We start from the raw sequence: 17,559 nt of genomic DNA on the forward strand, positions 1-17,559 counted from the left end.
GCGTCGGCTTCGCCGACTAGCTTTTTTACTAGTCGCCGCTGGCGCTCATCCGGAAAGCTGGGCCTCGATCCAGCAGAAACCGGACAGGGGAAGGTCAACCGGAATGAAGAAGCCGTCGCGACAGGATCAGGGAGGAAATCGCCAGGGCTGCAGGACCAGTGCGGCAGGCCGAGACGCGCGAGGCCGAACGCATCGCCGGATCGCGCTGAAGGCTGGATCGGCGAGATCGACAATCGAGGAGGCGGCGCTGCTCTCGGCCTTCGAGGAGTGTGGCGAAACGGTTTCGCGACGGCAAGCGACGGATCGACCGGAAGGAAGGGTGGCCCCAGCCGACAGCCGAATGGCGGGGCGTCCACGACGCTCGCGGCTGGCGCGGCTCAGGGCGGCAATCGCGAGGCTTGAGCGCATGCGCCGGTCGAGCTCATCGGACGCCCGCAAGCGGGACACGCGCGAGAAGATCGAACTCGGCGGCCTGATCGTGAAGCGGGACTGCGCTACGAGAAGCGCGCGCTGCTGCTCGGGCCTGCTGATCGACGGGCAGCGCGCGCCAAGCGAGGACGAGGCCGAGCGAACGCGGCTCAGCGCCATCGGCGCGCAAGCCTTCGGGCGCGATCATGAATAGGGTGCTGCTCGCCGGGCTGCAGGCGGCGATCATGATCGCGGTGGCGATCACGACGACCGGCGCCGAGCACTGGCTGGGGGCTTCGGCAAAGACGGGCCGCGCGCATGATGCTCGGCCGTACCGGGCTCGCGCTGCCCTATGCGCTGGCCGGCGGGGCCGGATTGATCCTGCTCTTCGCCGCGCCGGCGCGATCGCGATCCGGGCGGTCGGATGGGGCGTCGTGACGGGGAGCGCCGCCGTCATCGCATCGCCGTCATCCGCGAGGGCGTGCGCCTCGCGGCCCTCGCGCGGCCGCGTGCCGGCGGGGCAATCCGTGCTTGCCTATGCCGATCCGGGAACGAGCGTCCGGGGCGGCGATCGCGCTCATTTGCGCGATGTTCGCGCTGCGCGTCGCCATCAAGGAAATGCCGCCTTCGCGGCAGCGACGCCGCGCCGGATCACGGGCCGGCGCGCGATCCATGGCGAGACCGACTGGATGAAGATGGAGGCCGCCGCAAGCTGTTCGGCGACGCCGGCGGCATCGTCATTGGCGAGCGCTATCGGGTCGACCGCGACTCCGTCGCCGGCATCGCGTTCCGCGCCGACAGCCGCGACAGCTGGGGCAGCGGTGGCCGCTCGCCGCTGCTCTGCTTCGACGGGTCGTTCGGCTCGTCGCACGGCATCGTCTTCGCCGGCTCCGGCGGCTTCAAGACGACGTCGGTGACGATCCCCTCGCCTTGAAATGGGGGCGGCGGCCTCGTGGTGCTCGACCCCTCATCGGAGGTCGCGCCGATGGTGATCGGCCATCGGCGCAGGCGGGCCGCAAGGTGGTGGTGCTCGATCGGCCGACGTCGCCGCCGGCTTCAACGCGCTCGACTGGATCGGCCGTTTCGGGGGGACGAAGGAAGAGGACATCGTCGCGGTCGCGAACCTGGGTGATGACCGATAGCGCACGGCAGGCCTCGGCGCGCGACGACTTCTTTCGCGCCTCCGCGATGCAGCTTCTGACGGCGCTGATCGCGGACGTCTGCCTGTCGGGTCATACGGAAAAGAAGGACAGACGCTCCGGCAGGTCCGCGCCAATCTCTCGGAGCCGGAGCCGAAGCTGCGCGAGCGGCTGACCCGGATCTACGAGCAGTCGGGATCGGACTTCGTGAAGGAGAATGTCGCGGTGTTCGTGAACATGACGCCGGAGACCTTTTCCGGCGTCTACGCCAATGCGGTGAAGGAAACGCATGGCTGTCCTATCCGAACTATGCGGCGCTGATCTCCGGCCATAGCTTCACCACCGACGAGCTCGCCGATGGCGGGACCGACATCTTCATCGCGCTCGACCTGAAGGTGCTGGAGGCGCATCCGGGTCTCGCCCGCGTCATCATCGCGCGCTGATGAATGCGATCTACAACCGCAATGGCGAGGTGAAGGATCGCACCCTGTTCCTGCTCGACGAGGTCGCGAGGCTCGGCTTCCTGCGCATTCTGGAGACCGCCCGCGACGCCGGCCGGAAATACGGGATCACCATGACCCTGCTCTTCCAGTCGATCGGGCAGATGCGCGAGGCCTATGGCGGCCGCGACGCCACCTCGAAATGGTTCGAGTCGGCGTCGTGGATCAGCTTCGCGGCGATCAACGATCCCGAGACCGCCGACTACATCTCGCGGCGCTGCGGCGACACCACGGTGGAGGTCGACCAGCTCAGCCGCTCGTCGCAGATGTCGGGCGCGTCGCGGACGCGCTCGAAGCAGTTGGCGCGCCGGCCGCTGATCCTGCCGCATGAGGTGCTGCGCATGCGCGCCGACGAGCAGATCGTGTTCACGGCCGGCAATGCACCGCTTCGATGCGGGCGGGCCATCTGGTTCCGCCGCGAGGACATGAGAAGCTGCGTCGGCGAGAACAGATTCCACCGGAAAGAGGCGTTGCAGGGAGGCGGGGCTTGAGACGGCTGCGCGTCGGCGACAGCGAGGTCGAGGACAGTTCCGGCGACATCAGCGAGCGGCTGGCGGAGGCGTTTGCCCGGCGCGAACATCCGCTGTGCCTGTGCCAGCCGGATGGCGTGCCGATGTATGTGGTGCGCGCGGGTGGCCGCCATGTGCTGAAGCGGATGCCGGGCAGCGGACCGCGGCACGATCCCGACTGCGATTCCTATGAGCCGCCGCATGCACTTTCCGGTCTCGGGGCCGTCGCCGGCGAGGCGATCGTCGAGAACGCGAGGACGGCGTCACCCTGCTCAAGCTCGATTTCAGCCTGTCGAAGCAGGCCGGTCGGGCGGCGCCGGCGGCGCGCGAGGCGATCGATGCCGGCGCGGTGAAGACGGATGGCTCGCGCCTCTCGCTGCGCGCGCTGCTGCACTACCTGTGGGAGCAGGCCGAATTCAATCGCTGGCGTCCGGCCATGACCGGACGGCGCAACTGGGCGGTGCTGCGCAAGTTCCTGCTCGAGGCGGCCGAGGGGAGACCGCGAAGGGCAAGGCGCTTGCGCACGTCCTGTTCATTCCCGAAATGTTCGATGCCGAGCGCGACGCCGCGATCGCGCAGCGGCGCGAGATGTTCCTGAGCCGCGCGTTGAAGGCCGAGGGCAAGCGCCGCTTGCTCGCCATGCTGATCGGCGAGGTCAAGGAGATCGCACCGGCGCGCTTCGGCCACCGCGTCGTGATCAAGCATCTCCCGCGCTTCCCGTTCATGCTGAACGAGGACGCCCATCGGCGGATCAACGCGGTGTTCGCCTCCGAGCTGGCGCTGTGGAATGCGACGGCGGATTCGCATCTGATCGCGATCGCCACCTTCGGCATCGATGCCGCCGGCATCGCATCGATCGAGTCGATCGCGCTCATGGTCGTGACCGATCGCTGGATCCCGTTCGAGAACCGCTATGAGGCGGCATTGATCGACGCGCTGGCGAAGCGCGGCGCGAGCTTCGTCAAGAGCCTGCGCTACAACATGCCGCGGCGCAGCCGATGGCCTGCGCCGTCCTACGCCAGGACGGCGCGGCGCCGCTCGGCATGTATATCGTGCCCGACGACGCGGGAACGGATTATCGGGAGAAGCTCGACGAGCTGATCGCCGAGAGCGGCATCGCGTCGTGGATCTGGAGCATCGGCGACGGCGCCATGCCGGAGCTTCCGGTATGACGTGGTCGGAGGTGGCTTCCATGCGAGAGCGAGAGGCGGCCGGACCGCCTCTCGCCTGCGGCTCAGCGGCCGCTCGGCGCCAGCTCTGCGGGCCCGTAGACGATGCGGCGGGCATGGAAGCTCACGCCGGTCTCGCAGGCGATCTGGTCGATGATCTGGCGCAGACCGCAGAGGCTGCGGTCACTCACCTCGCGCAGCGACGGGCCGCATTCGGCGAGCGCGTACCAGCGCCTCGTGCGGGGATCGAATATCTCCTGCGTCGCGAGGTCGATGTCGAGATGATCGAGGAGCGGCTGCGGCTGCGCGATCCAGCGGTGTTCGAATTCCGCCTCGATCCAATAGAGGTCTTCGGCGGCCTGCTCGGCGCGCGCCGGGTCAGCGCCGTCTCGCGCGCACCGCTGCGCCTCCACCGCGCGTATCATCAGCTCGATCAGATCGCCGAGCTTGGCGACGAGCCGGTCGTGTGCGCTGCGCGCGAGATCATTGTCGCAACCGACGCGACTGATCCTGGCTATGAACCTGAAGCCGTTGAGGCGCGTGAACAGCGAGAGGTAGTCGATGTCGGACTTGGGGTGTCTCCTTTCGTTCTGACGAAAGGCGGCTGCACCGTAGGCGCGAGGAGTCAGGGATCGCGAAGCGACCGCCTGCGGCGGCGAGCGGGGGTGCCGATTTTCCGGCGGCGCCTCCCGGGCGTCGGCGGAAAATTGGGGAACCGCGATGTCCTTGACACCGGAGCGGCGGGTGCACAATAGGCCGTCAGAGAGAGAGGAAAGCCACGGCGACCGCCGGGCGCCGTGCCCGCATCCGGCGACCAGCCGGCAGGGTGCGCGAGGGTGTCCCTCGCGACGAGGCGCCCGGTCGATCCGGGCGACCTCGTCCCGCGAGATGGATCGTCACCCGCATGGGCGGAGACCGCATCGCGGGCTCCGGGAGCGGTGCGCAGCGGCGCGAGTAGAGCCAGTCCGCCGCGGGCGGCTCGCCCAGATCTCCTTGTCGGTGACCGCATATCTTGCCGGGCTGGCTATTCTGATGCCAAACGCCACCCGGGTCGTCCGGCCTGCCCCGGTTTCGATCGGAGAAAGACACACCGCATTGGCCATATCCTCCCGTTCGGAACGACAGCATCGCAGCTCGGTTCGGCCGGGCGGTCTGAGCAGCGCTCCCGCAGAATGATTGTTCTCCCTATCAGAGGCGCTCTCGTCGCCGCGCTCGCCCTCGCCGCGCTTCATTGGCCATGTCGCGGACATGCTGAGCCGACGCGGGGTGCGATTTCCGATACCGTGGCGGCCTCGTTCTCCATCTGTGGCAGCGCCCGGCGGTTCGACTGCGTGGTCGACGGCGACACATTCTGGCTCGGACGACAAAAGATCCGGATCGCCGACATCGACGCTCCGGAACTCACGCCGCCGCGCTGCGCACATGAGAGGGAGCTGGGCGAGGCTGCGAAGCACAGGCTGCGGGCGCTGCTGAACGCCGGGCCGTTTTCGCTGGTCGCGGGCTCGCGGGACGAAGACCCGTTCGGCCGCAAGCTGCGCACGGTCGTGCGTGCGGGCCGCTCGATCGGCGAGCGCATGGTCGCCGAAGGGCTTGTCCGGCGCTGGGACGGCGGCCGGCGAAGCTGGTGCGACTGAGGCATCAGCACAATGAATCGGTCGAGCCGGACCGATTCGAAAAACGCGTTGGACGCCGCAGGCGGCGGCGGCGAGACTCCCGGCATGAACCAGAGGGGCAGCCGACCCATCCATCTTCGCCGCATCGACCCGACGCAGAACATGCGGCGCTTCTACGCGCTGGCGATCCAGCCGACGCTGTTCGGCGGCGCCTCGGTCATCCGCAACTGGGGCCGGATCGGTTCGAATGGCCAGGCCATGATGCAGACCTTCGACCGGCCGGACGAGGCCGACGATGCGCTGAACCGCCTCGAGCGCAGCAAGCGGCGGCGGGTTATCGCGACGCAGATTGAACCGGCCCCATAAGAATGGCCGGCAAGCGAAGCGCTGCCGGCCAGGAGTCGTCACATGGTCTCGTCGATGACACCGGCGGCCTTCGGCCGGACGTCGTCCATGTGATCGATGATCTCAAAGCCGTCCGACATCCAGCCGAAATCGCCGTTGCGCACCGCTTCGAGTGTGGCCCAAGTGCCGTCCGGCCAGAGCACGATGTCGTCGGGGTGCGGCTATCGGCGCTGTGATGAGTGGGATCGCGTCATTGGGATCTCCTCACGTGCCGGAAAAGGACGAAGGCCCCGCCTTGCGGCGGAGCCCTCGCGTCGCTGCGATCAATCCCGCCGCGGCCGGGACCAGATCAGCTGCAGGCCTTCCTCGCCGTCGACCTCGACCAGGGTGGCGTAGAGGGGCTCGCGGAAGGACGGATCGTCGAGCTTGACCGAGAGGTAGTCGCGGCCGGTTTCCTCGGCGGTCCGCTGCCAGGCTGCGCCGAGCTCGACATTGTCGGCGTCGAAGATGCGGAACTGGGGGCCCCGGTCCGAGGGGTTCGGGATGCGGACGATGCGGGTCCGGGCCTTGAGGCCGAGGGTGCGGATGTTGCCGGTGAAGCCGTTGCCGTTCGAAGTGAAGGTGCCGATGTTGGCCATTGTCTCATTCCCTTGGTTCCGGGCCGCGCCCATCGCGACCCGATGGCGGTCGTGAGGCCGGAGGCGATCGACCCGCACCCACCGGGGTCCCCGTTGCGCTTGCGCAATGGGGTGGTCCTTCGGGCCGGAACGCAGTGGAGGGCGCCCGGAGACGGCTTTTTTGCTTCGCGATGCAAAGCCGGCCGGGCCCCCTTCGGGGTGGCCGGCGGCGGAAAAAAGCCGGCGCCGGACGTTGCGGGGACAAGATCGAGGGCGCGCAGCGCCCGTCCTTCGGCCAGACCTGCCACATCGGGTTCGCCATGGGGGAGGCCATCGCAACACCGGGGGAGTGCGACATGCGCGAAGATCGCCAGGCTCCCGACGGCACAGTGGCCGCGCGCTATCCGCTCGCCCCGCCCAGATCGCGGATCCGCAGCCCTCACGGATCCTCGCCGGCAGGCCCAGCGCGCCATCCCGTCGCCGGCATGACGAACGCGGCTCCCGCGCCGGCAGCGGAGCAGCTCAGGGTGGCGCGACGCCCTCCGCTCAAGCTCCGCCATCCGTCCCGGCGACCGACGACCTGCCGTGGTCGGGAGAGGCCGAGACCGCCCAGCCTGGTCCTTGCGCTGGCGGACGGCGGCGACGAGAGCGCCCGCCCGCGGGGCGGGCCTTCCCGACCAGAAGCATCGCCGAGCAGAAGACGCGGAAACGCGAGCGCCGGCGCCGACAAAAAAGGGGGCTCACGCCCCCTCCGCCTCGCGGCTGCGGCGCTCGGCCTCAGCGAGTAGCTCTTCGAGGCGCTGCTGCGACTCCCTGCGCTCCTTGCGGGTGAGGATGCAGTGCGCGAGCTCGGCGCGCAGCTCGGCGATTTCGGCGTAGATGTCGAGAACCTTCGTCATGTGAACCTCCTTCGTCTCGATGACGAAGGCGGCACACCGGGCGTTGGAGGGACGGGTCAAGGATCGCGCAGCGACCGGCAGCGCCGGCGCGCGGGGGTGCCGATTTTGTCGTCGCGCAGCGGCGGGAAAATTGGGGGCACCGCGCGTCCTTGACGCGGCCCGACTGCCGGTATGATGGGTCGTCATTGAGAGGAAGACGGCCTGGCACAACGGTTCTGCCGTCTTCGGCTCGCAACCGAGCCGCAACGTTCACTCGATGTCGAACACGGCAGTCGTTGCAGCCCTCGAAAAGGCTGGAGCAGCAAGAACGAAATTGCTGGCAAGGAATTGGTCAGCTGCTCCGCAATCCCGCAACCGGCATAGGTCTTCGTCCTTAATCGCGGCCCGAAGGGCATTGAGAATTTTCATGGAGTCAATGAATCGATATGGTCGAGCATAAAGGGAGCCAACGGTCGGCCCGAGCGCGCCAGGGACGCCCCTCGCTATTTGGAGCTCGGCCACAAATCGACACGCGTCCACGAGACCGGACTCTCGCTCCAGCCAGTTTTGCGCCGACATAACGCGCTCGAGGAGCGGCGTGAGGTCCCCCGCGCATTCCAACTGGGCAAAGGCTGTGCCGAACCACTTGGGATAGGGCGCGTAGCGACGCTCGACGAGCATGGCGAGGCGCATGATATTTCCGACCATCCGAGCGGCGATTACCTGTGAACCGAGCTCATCCCCTACGTCGCCGGTGCGGCCGACATAGGCGCGTTCTTCCGCAATGAGCCTCCATTGCGCGGCAAGCTTGTAAAGCCATACGTCGCGAGGAAAGTAGTTGAGGCGGCTCCTGAGGGCGGTAAGAGCACCTACATCATCGCGAAACACCGCGCCGGCCGTCACGGTTAAGAATAGTTGTTCCGAGTAAGATAGCCAGTCGCGTGCGGTCAGGTCCGTCGCAAACTGTCTTCCCAAAAAAACATCACTCCAAGCCGTCAGTGTATAGAGTTCGACACCGTGGTCTGAGCCAAGCACGCCCGCTACAGAGCTCTCTCGGCGGGGGCGGACATTGGTAGCGTAGCGAACCGGCCACCCCTCAAAGACCGCGGGAAGACTGCGATCTAGGGCCTGCATTATAACGGGCGCTGTCTCAGCAAACCTCTCCTCGGGAAGGAAGAGCTGCACGCTAGGACCATAATCATGGTCTGCGGATACTTCCGTATCATAACCAAGAACTTCCGAGCCTAAGCCGATTCGACAAGCAGCGTATGGCAGTTCGGGGAAATGTTCTTGGAGGACGGGGGCGACAAGATTTTCATGAAACCGTTGTGCGAGACCAATTCCTATCGGGTGAGTTGTTGAGCTAGCCACGAGACATTCCTAGGGGATTTTTGAACAGGATGCAGCCGCCTCATGGCCGTGCATGGTGAAGCGTGGCAGATGTCTATCGCGAAAGTTTGTGCTTTGCGAACGCTCTTTGCGCTTGGAGCTTGCCCACGGCGGCGCTGCCCTTCCGGATCAATTTCCCCTACGGGGCATGTGAGGCCAGCAAATCGAGAAGCAGCTTGCGGCATCGGTCGCAGACTTTAGGAATTCTGCGACAGGCTGACTATCGACAACACCTCCAAGGCGGTATTCGCTACGCTGCCAGTCGTGTCCTCTGCGGGGTCATAGGAAGCTATGGCCAAGGCCGTAACCGTGCAGCGGTTAGCGATCATCCAGACACATTTCTTGAGAGTGCTTGGCGAAAGTCCGCCATCAGGGACGAAATTGTTGGCCCGACCAAAGGTCGGGTCGAGAACGTCGAGATCGAGATGGAGGTAAATCCGCTGCACTCCGTGCTTTTCGAACTGGTCGAGGGCGCGGGAAAGATCCCCAAAGATATCACTTTGCGGCGGCACGCGACGGATCGCAGATTTTGATAGAACGCGCTCGGCGCCCTCGTCGGCACCGTGACCCCCGACCAGAATCACGTTCTCATCCGGGATAGGTCGAAATCCTTGAACTGTTGACGCCAGCGCTTGCCAGCAACGCCCTGTCAGGGTGCTAATGCCCATAGCATCGAGAAAATCGCCCTCGAAGGTCTCCGGCGTGTTGCAGTCGCCATGTCCATCGAACAAGATGACTCCTAGTGGCACGTCCGGTTCAGCACATTGGATACCAGCGACGGTCCCCAGCGAGCTGTTGCAGTTGCCCGCAAGAACGATGGGCCGACCCGCGTTCATGAGACAAGCCGACACCGCTGCGGCTCCTTCTCGGTGAAGCTCGAAGGCCGTTCCTATTTCCGTTTTGAACGGCAGATGAGCTTCGAGTGTCGTCAAAGAAACCGTTCCGAACGGTTCCAGACGGCTCGCGGCTCCTGCCGCTATTAGATGAGAGGGCCCTGCCCCCATACGAAGGTTCCGGTATCCGGAGTCATAGGGAATGCAGATAAGAGTGTAATCGGCGTATGCCATAGATTCGGAAGCCCTAATTTGGCTGCGCCAAGGAGCAATAGTGTAGAGATTTTTAAGATCCGTGCGATAACGCCGCAGAAACCCAAGGATGGGTGATACAATCATCGAGATCGCAATAAAGAATGCCTTCCCATCCGAACGCATTAGCAGACTCAATTCCAAGATCTGCGAACAGATGCTCGCCCCACAGCCGGCGGCGTTCTGCCTGGCCAGTATAGCCATGAACAAGAACGCCATCGACATCAAAGAAAATCGATCTCAACATAACCACCGTTCGGGCGAGATTCCCGGAACCTGTACCGTAGCGGGCCTTCAAGAACTCTGCGAGAGAATGCGGTTCATTCGTCAGGCTGCCTCCCGCTCGCTCTCCGCCCGTGGCTGAAGGCCGTGCAGATAGGCGACCGCCCGCTGCGCATGGGCGGCTGCGGCAAAGATCGCCCTGCGGTCGTCCTGCAGCACCTTGAGCCAGGATGCGACGTAGCTCGCGTGGTCCGCGCGCGGCTCGAGCTCCGGCACCAGGCCGAGATCGGCGCAGAGGAAGCTCGCGCCGATGTCGGCGATGAGCTCTTCGCGCGCCCGCTCGCTGCGATCCTGGTGATAGCGGCTGAGATCGCGGTTGAGCCGATGCGCCGCGCCTGCCCAGTGGACACATTCATGTCCGAGAACGCCATAGTAGCTCGCCGCGTCGCGAAAGCTCTCGAAGGCGGGCATCTGCACATGGTCGCTGGACGGCGCGAAGTACGCCTTCGTCCCGCCATAGCGGATCACTGCGCCGGTATTGCCGAAGAAGCGGTCGGCATGCGCCACCCGCTCGATCGGGTCCGCAATCGGTTCGACGGGCCGGGCATAATAGCGCTCCGGCAGGCCCTCGATCTGGTCGCAATTGAAGACGGTGTAGGTCTTGAGGAAGGGAATCTCCCGCTCGACCTCGTCGCCGCGCGCATCGGTCTCTGTGCGCTTGAAACGGCTGGCATAGACGACGTTCGCGCCGCTTTCGCCCTTGCGGACATGTGCGCCGAGCTCGGACGCCTGCTTGAAGGTCATCCACATCGGCGAGGCGAAGCCGCGCGCCATGCTCTCCGACCAGAGCAGCAGCACGTTCATGCCGGTATAGGGTTCGCCATTGTGGCGTAGCGGCCGCGTCACGCGGCCATTCACATGGCCTGCGCTCCAGGGCTGCACCCAGGGACGCACTCCCTTCTCCAGCGCGGCAACGAGCTTTTCCGTGATCCGCGCATAGATGTCGGTGCGCGATCCGCTTTCCTTCCTCTTCATTGTCCTCAACCTCCTTCATGGAGGCCGCGCCGATCGCGGCCCCGTCACGGAGGTCCGTCAGGCGGGGACGGTCATGAGGTCCGCGCACCCGACCGGGGTCCCCGGCGCGCCTGCGCGACGGGGTGGTCAGGGCCGAAACGCAGTGGAGGACGGCGCAGCCGTTGCGCGGACCGCCGGACCCGGCAGGACCGCCGTCCGGGACGGGCCGCGCCAGCGCGCCAATCCCGGCCCCTCTCCTATCGCCATCTGGAAATTCACAGAGCCGCGTGCTATTTATCTGACTAGCTGACTAGGTATGGATCGATGGCCAAACAGGCAGAGCGTGCAAGGGCAGGCAAAGCATCCGGCGGCCGAACGGCGGCCGGACGCTGGAAGCTCGAGGATGCGAAGGCCCGCTTCAGCGAGGTCGTGCGCCATGCCCGCGAGGACGGCCCGCAGCGCGTCACCGTGCGGGGCCAGGACGCCGTCGTCGTCATGAGCGTCGAGGAGTTCGAGCGCCTTGCGCCGGCGAAGCCGCGGCCACCTTTCGTTGCGTTCATGGAGAGCCTGCATCTCGGCGGCCTCGACCTGGAACGCGAGGCGGATCGCGGCCGGGATGTCGAGCTTTGAAGGGCTGGCTGCTCGATACCAATGTCGTCGCCGCACTGATCAACCCGAGAGGCGCGCCATCGGTGAAGTCCTGGGCGGCGCGGCAGGATGAGGACACTTTCCATATCAGCGTGCTGACCCTCGCCGAGTACGACAAGGGCATCCACAACCTGCCCGCCGACCATTCCGAGCGGCCGCGTTACATCGCGGCGCGCGATGCGCTCGCCGAACGGTTCGGCCCGCGCGTGCTTTCGCTTGGCGACGCCGTCGTGCGGCGCTGGGGACGAATATCCGGGGAGGTGAAACGGGCGGGCGGGCATGCGCCGCCGGTGATCGACACGCTGCTCGCCGCATGCGCGATCGAGCATGATCTGTATCTCGTCACGCGCAATGTGAGGGATACGAAGCCCTCCGGCGCAAGCGTGTTCGACCCGTGGAATGACGATGAGGCGGACTTTCCGCTGAGTCCGCGCGCCGGAAGGGCGCGGTAGCGACAACGAAAGGGCCGGCCCGGTCGGGCCAGCCCTTTCGTTGCAGAGATGAGGGGCGAGGCCGAAGCCTCGCCCGAGAGCGACTCAGCCGAGGGCCGCCATCTGCAGTTCGGCCGCCTTGCGGTCGACGCTCTGGCCCGGGTTCTCGACCGGCCGCTCGAACGGCTTCCACGCCTCGCCGACGACGTGCTCGTAGGCGGCGATGGCGCCCTCGGCGGCCATCATCAGCGCGTGGGACTGCAAGGCCATGTCGGCGGCGAACTCGCGCTTGCGCTGCGCGGCGCTGTCGAAGCCGACCGGACCGTCGAGGTCCTCGTCGCGGGTATCGTTGGCGGCCTTGGCCGTCGCGTCGCGGGCTTCCGTCACCGCCCGGCTGTAGAACTGCCCGGCCCCGTGGGCCGAACCCACATAGGCGCCGACGATGCGCTGGAGGTGGATCTGCATCGCCCGCTCGCCGAGGCCTTCGCCGAGGCTGTCGGCGGTCTCGACGATGAGGCGCCGATGGAGGTCGCGGATGCCGTCGCCGTCGAGAACGGGCAAGCCGAAGCTTTCGGAAATGAGCGTGGCCTGGGCGGGGTCGGGGCAGCACAGCCGGACCATTTCGAGAGTGGTGCCCTTGCGGAGCTGGACGACCTTGGCGGCCTGGCGCGGAGCGGCGGACTTGGTCATGGCGATTTCCTTTCGTTCGGTTTCTCCCCAAGGCCCGGACCGGCTCCTGCCGGCCCTCCCTTCGGGTGCGGGCGAACCAAGCCGGCGGGAGAACGGGCGCTTCAGGGTCCGGGGCGGCCGGATCGAGCGGAGCGGGTTTGCGGCCAAGCAGGGCCTTCAGGCCCTCGCGCGGGACGCGGGCCCGCTTTGCGAGAGTGGCTGCTCCGGCCGCAACGCGGCGCGCCAGCGGCCTTGAAGCGCCCGTCCGCCGGCTTAAGACCGCGACAAACCCGAGGGGTGGTCCGGCGGACCGGACTCACGACATGAGAAACCGACCGGCAAGGACCGCCATGACAGGCCGTGCGCCGGTGAACAGTCCGCCATTTCCAGCGGCAGCAGTACCGCCGCAGCGTCAGGCTGTTTCGACCGCACGCGCCCAGACGTCCGGTCGCCAGAGCCGGATGAACTCTTCGATCTCGCCGCGATAGGCCTCCGGGTAATACGCCACGGAGAATTCGGCGAGGCCGGTGACGACGATGGCCATGTCGCGGCGGATCGCGCGATCCACCGCGAAGATCTCGGAGAGGTCGAAGCCGCCTAGGCTGTCGGCATTCCACCAAGCGAGGATGAAGCTCGCGACGCGGCGCGACTGGCCGGTATCGCTCCTGGCGATGGCCAGAAGCCGTTCGAACGCCGCGCGTGCTGCTTCATCCATGGCCGCACTCCCGATGGTCGCTGGAGCCTGGCGGAAGGCCGCCGCGATGGCACGATCCGCCGTCGGGCCGAGCCTCGCGATCGAGGGCAAGTCCATGGCGCCGGCGGAAAGCCTCGATGGCCGCATCCTGACGGGCGAGCTTGCGTGACAAGGCGTCGATCTCCGGCTGGCGCTCTGCGGTGAACGCCGCGAGATGCGCGCGATAGCGCTCGAGGAACGCGCTCGGTTCAGGAGCCTTGCCACGCCGATGGCAGGCATGGCGCGGCTTGAGCTGCGGGATGAACGCCGTCATGCGCCGGGTGATCTGGCGGTCGATCAGGTCGAGCTGGCGCTGGATCTGCCGGCGCGCCTCCTCCATGCGGGACAGCTCGGCGAGACGTTCGGCAGGGCCGGTCATCTCCCTGCCCTCCCGTTCCATCCGATGAAGCTCGACGGGCCGCCATAGATGCGATGCCGGGCCGGATCGATGACGAAGCCGAAGCGCCCGATGCTGTACTCGGCCGATGGCACGAGGAAACGCCGTTCCTCGGTTCCTGGGCCGCGCTTGCCGCCGAGCGTCGCGACCACCTCGACGAATCCCGCCTGCTGGTCCGACGTGATCGCCGAGATGACGATCCAGTCGGCGGCGTGTTCGCGCTCGAAGGCGCGGCGATCCTTTTCGCGGGACTCCCCGGGGAGCAGCACCGTGCCGAAGATCACCTCCCAGGCATCGGGCCAGCTATCCTTGATCGTGCGCTCGGCGCAGCGCCGCTCGAAGGCAGTGAAAAGATGCGGGAACGTGATCGCGACCGCCGCCCAGCACTCGTCCTCTTCGTACCAGCCGCCCTCGGTGCGAAGCAGCGGATGGACCTTGCGATTGCGTTCGGCCGAGATGTGGAAACCGCCATGGCCGGCCGTGGAGTGGAAGACGACGTCCTCGGCATAGAGCGTGGCGCCCTGCGAGGCGCCCCATGGCGTGCTGGCGCGCGAGCCTATCTCCTTGCGGCCGAGCGCCCGCTTCTCGCGCTGATGCTCGGCGCTTTCGAGGACGCGGGCACGAAACGCCGCCTCGTCGGCAAGCTCGCCCCAATGGCCGTAAAAGTGGGAGCGGGACCATTGCGCCATTGGCCGACCGATGCGCCAGCCAGTGACGAGATAGTGCCCGCCGTCGCGGCCTGGTGCCATGGCGAAGGCGGTCTCGCCGACAAGCGCGACGAGCAGGCCGTCGGAGCTGCGGCCGAAGGAAACCCCCGGAAGTCCGGGGGCCTCTTCGATGTTGTTGGCGGCAGCTCTCGCGTTCATGCTGCGGCCCTCCCCTCGTCGTCGCCAGGCGCAGCATCGTCGGCCGTGACCTCGCGCAGCACGGCGTGCGGGTAGCCATGGCTCTTCAGCCAGGCCTGCGCGGCGTCGCGGCTCTCGGCGAGATGGATGAGCTCGGCGTCCTCGCCGGCCCGGTCGAGGACCAGGACCGAGCCGATGGCGGGCCGCTCGACGACGGTGAAGGTGAGGTCGTTATTCACCGAAAAGGTCTGGTGAACGCGCAGCACGATGACGCCGCCGCTGCCGAAGTCCCCCTTGTGCAGGGTGATCGAGGCGGGCAGCGTGGTGCTGCCGACGACGGCCTGCGCGCGCTTGGCGATCAGCCGGCCGCCGCTGTTGCGGTTCTCCCAGGCGGCGAGCTTCTTGCGATGACGCTCGGGCGGACGCGGCGATCCGTCGGCATAGCGGATGAGCGCGCCGAGCGGCGCGCGGTCGAAGATCAGTTGTGCGGACATGGAAAGTCTCCCTGTGCAGGGTGTTGGAAACGAAGCCGCCGCCGGCGATGCCGGCGGCGGGGTTCGATCGGAGGGGAAGAGGAGCGGGCCTATTCGGCGGCTTCCCTGAAGGCCTCGCCGTCCTCGTCGGACGGCTCGGCGGTCGCGCCGTCGGCAGCTTCATCGGCTTCGTCGCCATCCTCGGTCGGCGCGCTGGCCGTCAGCCACGGGCCGAGCGCCGTCGCATCCGGAGCGAAGAGCGCGGAGGGGTGGATGAAGCGAGCTTCCTTGAAATGCTCGACGAGCGCCGCGCGCGTGTCCTTCACCCGCTGACGTGGCAGGACCGGCGTGTCCTTGCAGGACGCCTCCAGTGCCGGTCGCGCCAGGCAGGAGAGGAAGTCGTCGGTGCCCATATTGGGCAGGAAGCCATCCGCCCCGACCGTGGCGCCGGCGATGCGTGCGACGATGCCGCTATTGGTGGCGTTCTCCCGGCACGAGAAGACGTCGGCGAGCATCGATCGGGCCGCGACGCGCAGCGTGTCCATGTCGAAGGCGAGCTTGCCCTCGCCGTCGAACAGGATGGCGGCGTGCTTCGCGAGCCGGCTGTGGCCGTAATAGACGCCGCCGCTGCCGGTCGTGACGGAGACGTTCTGGCCGGCGAAGGCGAGGATGAGCAGCGCCGTCAGCGTGTCGTCCTCGATCGGGGCGCGGCCGAGCGCCTCGCGCAGCGCGTCGGTGCGGAAGTCGCCGATCATCTCGACGCCCTTGCGCGTCACGTCGGGACGGGTCTTCGCCACGACGCCGACGTCGTCCATCGTGCTGTCGGGACCGCTCCCCGCCTTGCCGGCCTTCCTGGGCTCGGGCATGCGGTAATGTACGCTCTGCACGCGGCCGTCGCGGTCGAGATACATCGCGGTGCAATCCGACTTCGTCGGCTTGCCGTGGACGCGCTCGGCCTTCGGCGGCAGCTTCACCTCGCCCCAGTTCGTAGACTCGGCGATGATGCCCTTCTCCGGCAGGTTGTTCGCCATCCACTCCTGCTGCGCCCCGAGGAAGGCCTCGACGTTGGTGGTGTAGCGGCTGTCCTCGTCGGCCGGAGCGAACAGGTCCTCGACCCATTCGATCCCGTAGGCCTGGGCGAGGTCGTCGCCGAAGCTCGCGTGCCGGGCATACATGCGCTTCTTCTGCAGGCCCTGGCGACGCTCCACCACGAGACCTGCGGATCGCCCTTCGACGGCTTGTGCTTCTTCCAGACCTCCTTCTGCTCGTCGAGCGAGGCCGCGGCAATGGTGCGCAGCTGGCGCTCGTCGGGCATGTCGCCCTTGGCCATGTGATCGAGCATGGCCGGCAGCACGTTGGCGAGCAGCCGCAGCTGCTTGATGCGACGGACGTTCAGCGCCAGCGCGATGGCGATGGCTTCCTCCGTCCAGTCGAGTGCCACCAGGCGCTCGATCGCGCGCCACTGATCGACCGGGTTCAGCGGCTCGCGGGCGATGTTCTCGATCATCGAACGCATGGCGCCGTTGTCGTTGGCAGGCTCGTCGACGAGGACCTGGATCTCATCCAGGCCGGCGGCGATGGCCTGCTTCACGCGACGATGGCCGCGGTCAATGATGTAGCCGTTGCCGCCGCAGGTTTCCGGCGTGATGACAGGCGGCTGGAGGATGCCGACAGCCTTGATGGTGGCGAGCAGCAGAGCGTCGGCCTGCGGCGTGGCCTTGGTATGGCGCGCGCGATCGGGGTTTTCCTTCAGCGCACGCGGATCGACTTTCATGAGGTGCATAGGGATGCTCCATCCAGGGGTTTGCGGACCAGCCCGGCCGGGCGGCCCTCTCTCGTCTTCTTTCCGAAGACACCCCCCGGCCCGCGGAGCGGACGGGCCGGTGCAACTGCGGCCGAGCATCCCTGCCCGGCTGGACCAGCAGGGCTTCCAGCCCTGCGCAGGACGACGGGCCGGGATCGCGTGGGGCGCGGTTGAGCGTCAGCGTCAGCGGTCCGTCCGATCTGCGAGCGAGCATTTCACCTCCCTCCCTCTCCTCCTTCCTTCTCTTGAACTCCGCGCGTTCTGACGCTATCTTGCGTCAATATGACCGGCACGAAGACATGGAGGTCTGAGCCATGGGCCTCGCCCAATATGCCGACGACGGCCTTTTCGCGCCGCGGCGCATCGCGGAAGCCTTCCGGACGACGAGCGAGGAAATCGCCCGCACGGCAGGTCTCGGCAAGGACGCGATCCAGCGTCGAGACCGGATCCGCTCGGACAAGACCCAGCGCCGGCTTCGCGAGATGATCGAGGTGATCAACAAGGTCGAGCCGCGCTTCGGCTCGGCGCTGATGGCCTATGCTTGGTATCGATCGGAGCCCTTGCCGGGATTTTCCGGCCAGACGGCGATGCAGCTCGTCCGCGGCGGCCGGGCCGACGATGTGCTCGACTATATCGACGCTGTCGACGCCGGCGTTCACGCCTGACCGCGC

At 66.9% G+C, this 17,559-nt stretch carries 18 protein-coding genes and 3 pseudogenes; 8 read left to right on the forward strand and 13 right to left on the reverse strand.

All coding sequences use genetic code 11. From position 1 onward, the window contains the following. Positions 1-103 precede the first annotated feature (103 nt). From traD to EZH22_RS33085, 3 genes and pseudogenes are all read left to right on the forward strand, one after another. A complete protein-coding gene (traD, locus tag EZH22_RS32730) occupies positions 104-622 on the forward strand; it encodes a conjugal transfer protein TraD (protein WP_333473745.1) in 519 nt (172 codons plus the stop codon). After that, positions 615-2,538, forward strand: a pseudogene (traG, locus tag EZH22_RS29450) (Ti-type conjugative transfer system protein TraG). Before traD ends, traG begins: the two are co-directional and overlap by 8 nt. After that, a pseudogene (locus EZH22_RS33085) lies at positions 2,439-3,728 on the forward strand (DUF1173 domain-containing protein). Before traG ends, EZH22_RS33085 begins: the two co-directional pseudogenes overlap by 100 nt. A gap of 62 nt (positions 3,729-3,790) precedes the next feature. On the opposite strand, the gene EZH22_RS29460 reads toward EZH22_RS33085, so the two are convergent. Next, a complete protein-coding gene (locus tag EZH22_RS29460; protein ID WP_203196892.1) occupies positions 3,791-4,477 on the reverse strand; it encodes a hypothetical protein in 687 nt (228 codons plus the stop codon). Positions 4,478-4,897: 420 nt separating this feature from the next. Between EZH22_RS29460 and EZH22_RS29465 the strand changes: the two genes are divergently transcribed. Together EZH22_RS29465 and EZH22_RS29470 are read left to right on the forward strand one after the other, a co-directional pair. Beyond that, complete coding sequence (locus tag EZH22_RS29465; RefSeq protein ID WP_203196893.1) at positions 4,898-5,359, forward strand: thermonuclease family protein; 462 nt, start codon at positions 4,898-4,900, stop codon at positions 5,357-5,359. A gap of 84 nt (positions 5,360-5,443) precedes the next feature. Beyond that, positions 5,444-5,704 carry a WGR domain-containing protein gene (locus tag EZH22_RS29470; protein WP_231711625.1) on the forward strand — a complete coding sequence of 87 codons (261 nt, stop codon included), beginning with the start codon at positions 5,444-5,446 and terminating at the stop codon, positions 5,702-5,704. A gap of 38 nt (positions 5,705-5,742) precedes the next feature. Here EZH22_RS29470 and EZH22_RS29475 read toward each other — a convergent pair whose 3' ends face one another. The 6 genes from EZH22_RS29475 to EZH22_RS29500 all read right to left on the reverse strand — a co-directional run bounded on the left by EZH22_RS29475 (position 5,743) and on the right by EZH22_RS29500 (position 10,909). Next, positions 5,743-5,886 (reverse strand): hypothetical protein, encoded by a 144-nt coding sequence (locus EZH22_RS29475; protein ID WP_203196895.1) that lies wholly within the window; start codon positions 5,884-5,886, stop codon positions 5,743-5,745. A 120-nt stretch (positions 5,887-6,006) separates the two neighbouring features. Then, a complete protein-coding gene (locus EZH22_RS29480; RefSeq protein ID WP_203196896.1) occupies positions 6,007-6,321 on the reverse strand; it encodes a DUF736 domain-containing protein in 315 nt (104 codons plus the stop codon). 719 nt (positions 6,322-7,040) lie between these two features. Then, a complete protein-coding gene (locus tag EZH22_RS29485; protein WP_203196897.1) occupies positions 7,041-7,199 on the reverse strand; it encodes a hypothetical protein in 159 nt (52 codons plus the stop codon). A 249-nt stretch (positions 7,200-7,448) separates the two neighbouring features. Beyond that, a complete protein-coding gene (locus tag EZH22_RS29490) occupies positions 7,449-8,213 on the reverse strand; it encodes a DUF4037 domain-containing protein (RefSeq protein WP_203196898.1) in 765 nt (254 codons plus the stop codon). 551 nt (positions 8,214-8,764) lie between these two features. Continuing rightward, positions 8,765-9,877: an arginase family protein gene (locus EZH22_RS29495; RefSeq protein ID WP_203196899.1), complete on the reverse strand. Its 1,113-nt coding sequence runs from the start codon at positions 9,875-9,877 to the stop codon at positions 8,765-8,767. Between the two features lie 102 nt (positions 9,878-9,979). Further along, positions 9,980-10,909, reverse strand: coding sequence for an ArdC family protein (locus tag EZH22_RS29500; protein WP_203196900.1), 930 nt, complete (start codon positions 10,907-10,909; stop codon positions 9,980-9,982). 303 nt (positions 10,910-11,212) lie between these two features. Between EZH22_RS29500 and EZH22_RS29505 the strand changes: the two genes are divergently transcribed. Both EZH22_RS29505 and EZH22_RS29510 read left to right on the forward strand, forming a co-directional pair. Then, positions 11,213-11,518, forward strand: coding sequence for a type II toxin-antitoxin system Phd/YefM family antitoxin (locus EZH22_RS29505; RefSeq protein ID WP_203196901.1), 306 nt, complete (start codon positions 11,213-11,215; stop codon positions 11,516-11,518). Next, on the forward strand, positions 11,515-11,988 hold the full coding sequence (locus tag EZH22_RS29510) for a type II toxin-antitoxin system VapC family toxin (protein WP_203196902.1): 474 nt from the start codon (positions 11,515-11,517) through the stop codon (positions 11,986-11,988). The genes EZH22_RS29505 and EZH22_RS29510 overlap by 4 nt, the downstream gene beginning before the upstream one ends. 84 nt (positions 11,989-12,072) lie before the next feature. On the opposite strand, the gene EZH22_RS29515 is transcribed toward EZH22_RS29510, so the two are convergent. The 6 genes and pseudogenes from EZH22_RS29515 to EZH22_RS29540 all read right to left on the reverse strand — a co-directional run bounded on the left by EZH22_RS29515 (position 12,073) and on the right by EZH22_RS29540 (position 16,867). Next, positions 12,073-12,657, reverse strand: a complete 585-nt coding sequence (locus EZH22_RS29515) for a hypothetical protein (RefSeq protein ID WP_203196903.1) — start codon at positions 12,655-12,657, stop codon at positions 12,073-12,075. 391 nt (positions 12,658-13,048) lie between these two features. Then, positions 13,049-13,351 (reverse strand): DUF7673 family protein, encoded by a 303-nt coding sequence (locus EZH22_RS29520; RefSeq protein WP_203196904.1) that lies wholly within the window; start codon positions 13,349-13,351, stop codon positions 13,049-13,051. Further along, complete coding sequence (locus EZH22_RS29525; protein WP_231711626.1) at positions 13,344-13,748, reverse strand: hypothetical protein; 405 nt, start codon at positions 13,746-13,748, stop codon at positions 13,344-13,346. The genes EZH22_RS29520 and EZH22_RS29525 overlap by 8 nt, the downstream gene beginning before the upstream one ends. Further along, complete coding sequence (locus EZH22_RS29530; RefSeq protein WP_203196905.1) at positions 13,745-14,632, reverse strand: DUF7007 domain-containing protein; 888 nt, start codon at positions 14,630-14,632, stop codon at positions 13,745-13,747. Before EZH22_RS29530 ends, EZH22_RS29525 begins: the two co-directional genes overlap by 4 nt. Beyond that, positions 14,629-15,105 carry a hypothetical protein gene (locus tag EZH22_RS29535; RefSeq protein ID WP_203196906.1) on the reverse strand — a complete coding sequence of 159 codons (477 nt, stop codon included), beginning with the start codon at positions 15,103-15,105 and terminating at the stop codon, positions 14,629-14,631. Before EZH22_RS29535 ends, EZH22_RS29530 begins: the two co-directional genes overlap by 4 nt. Before the next feature lie 89 nt (positions 15,106-15,194). Then, positions 15,195-16,867, reverse strand: a pseudogene (locus tag EZH22_RS29540) (ParB/RepB/Spo0J family partition protein). 335 nt (positions 16,868-17,202) lie between these two features. Between EZH22_RS29540 and EZH22_RS29545 the strand changes: the two are divergent. After that, positions 17,203-17,553 (forward strand): MbcA/ParS/Xre antitoxin family protein, encoded by a 351-nt coding sequence (locus tag EZH22_RS29545; protein ID WP_203196907.1) that lies wholly within the window; start codon positions 17,203-17,205, stop codon positions 17,551-17,553. Positions 17,554-17,559 lie beyond the last annotated feature (6 nt).

Source organism: Xanthobacter dioxanivorans (assembly GCF_016807805.1).
GTDB lineage: Bacteria > Pseudomonadota > Alphaproteobacteria > Rhizobiales > Xanthobacteraceae > Xanthobacter > Xanthobacter dioxanivorans.

Coding starts and splice junctions, on each gene's coding strand:
- EZH22_RS29520 (WP_203196904.1), bottom strand. CDS start 13,351: ATGGATGAAGCAGCACGCGCGGCGTTCGAACGGCTTCTGGCCATCGCC.
- EZH22_RS29485 (WP_203196897.1), bottom strand. CDS start 7,199: ATGACGAAGGTTCTCGACATCTACGCCGAAATCGCCGAGCTGCGCGCC.
- EZH22_RS29535 (WP_203196906.1), bottom strand. CDS start 15,105: ATGTCCGCACAACTGATCTTCGACCGCGCGCCGCTCGGCGCGCTCATC.
- traD (WP_333473745.1), top strand. CDS start 104: ATGAAGAAGCCGTCGCGACAGGATCAGGGAGGAAATCGCCAGGGCTGC.
- EZH22_RS29545 (WP_203196907.1), top strand. CDS start 17,203: ATGGGCCTCGCCCAATATGCCGACGACGGCCTTTTCGCGCCGCGGCGC.
- EZH22_RS29500 (WP_203196900.1), bottom strand. CDS start 10,909: ATGAAGAGGAAGGAAAGCGGATCGCGCACCGACATCTATGCGCGGATC.
- EZH22_RS29515 (WP_203196903.1), bottom strand. CDS start 12,657: ATGACCAAGTCCGCCGCTCCGCGCCAGGCCGCCAAGGTCGTCCAGCTC.
- EZH22_RS29495 (WP_203196899.1), bottom strand. CDS start 9,877: ATGTCGATGGCGTTCTTGTTCATGGCTATACTGGCCAGGCAGAACGCC.
- EZH22_RS29505 (WP_203196901.1), top strand. CDS start 11,213: ATGGCCAAACAGGCAGAGCGTGCAAGGGCAGGCAAAGCATCCGGCGGC.
- EZH22_RS29470 (WP_231711625.1), top strand. CDS start 5,444: ATGAACCAGAGGGGCAGCCGACCCATCCATCTTCGCCGCATCGACCCG.
- EZH22_RS29480 (WP_203196896.1), bottom strand. CDS start 6,321: ATGGCCAACATCGGCACCTTCACTTCGAACGGCAACGGCTTCACCGGC.
- EZH22_RS29530 (WP_203196905.1), bottom strand. CDS start 14,632: ATGAACGCGAGAGCTGCCGCCAACAACATCGAAGAGGCCCCCGGACTT.
- EZH22_RS29525 (WP_231711626.1), bottom strand. CDS start 13,748: ATGACCGGCCCTGCCGAACGTCTCGCCGAGCTGTCCCGCATGGAGGAG.
- EZH22_RS29465 (WP_203196893.1), top strand. CDS start 4,898: ATGATTGTTCTCCCTATCAGAGGCGCTCTCGTCGCCGCGCTCGCCCTC.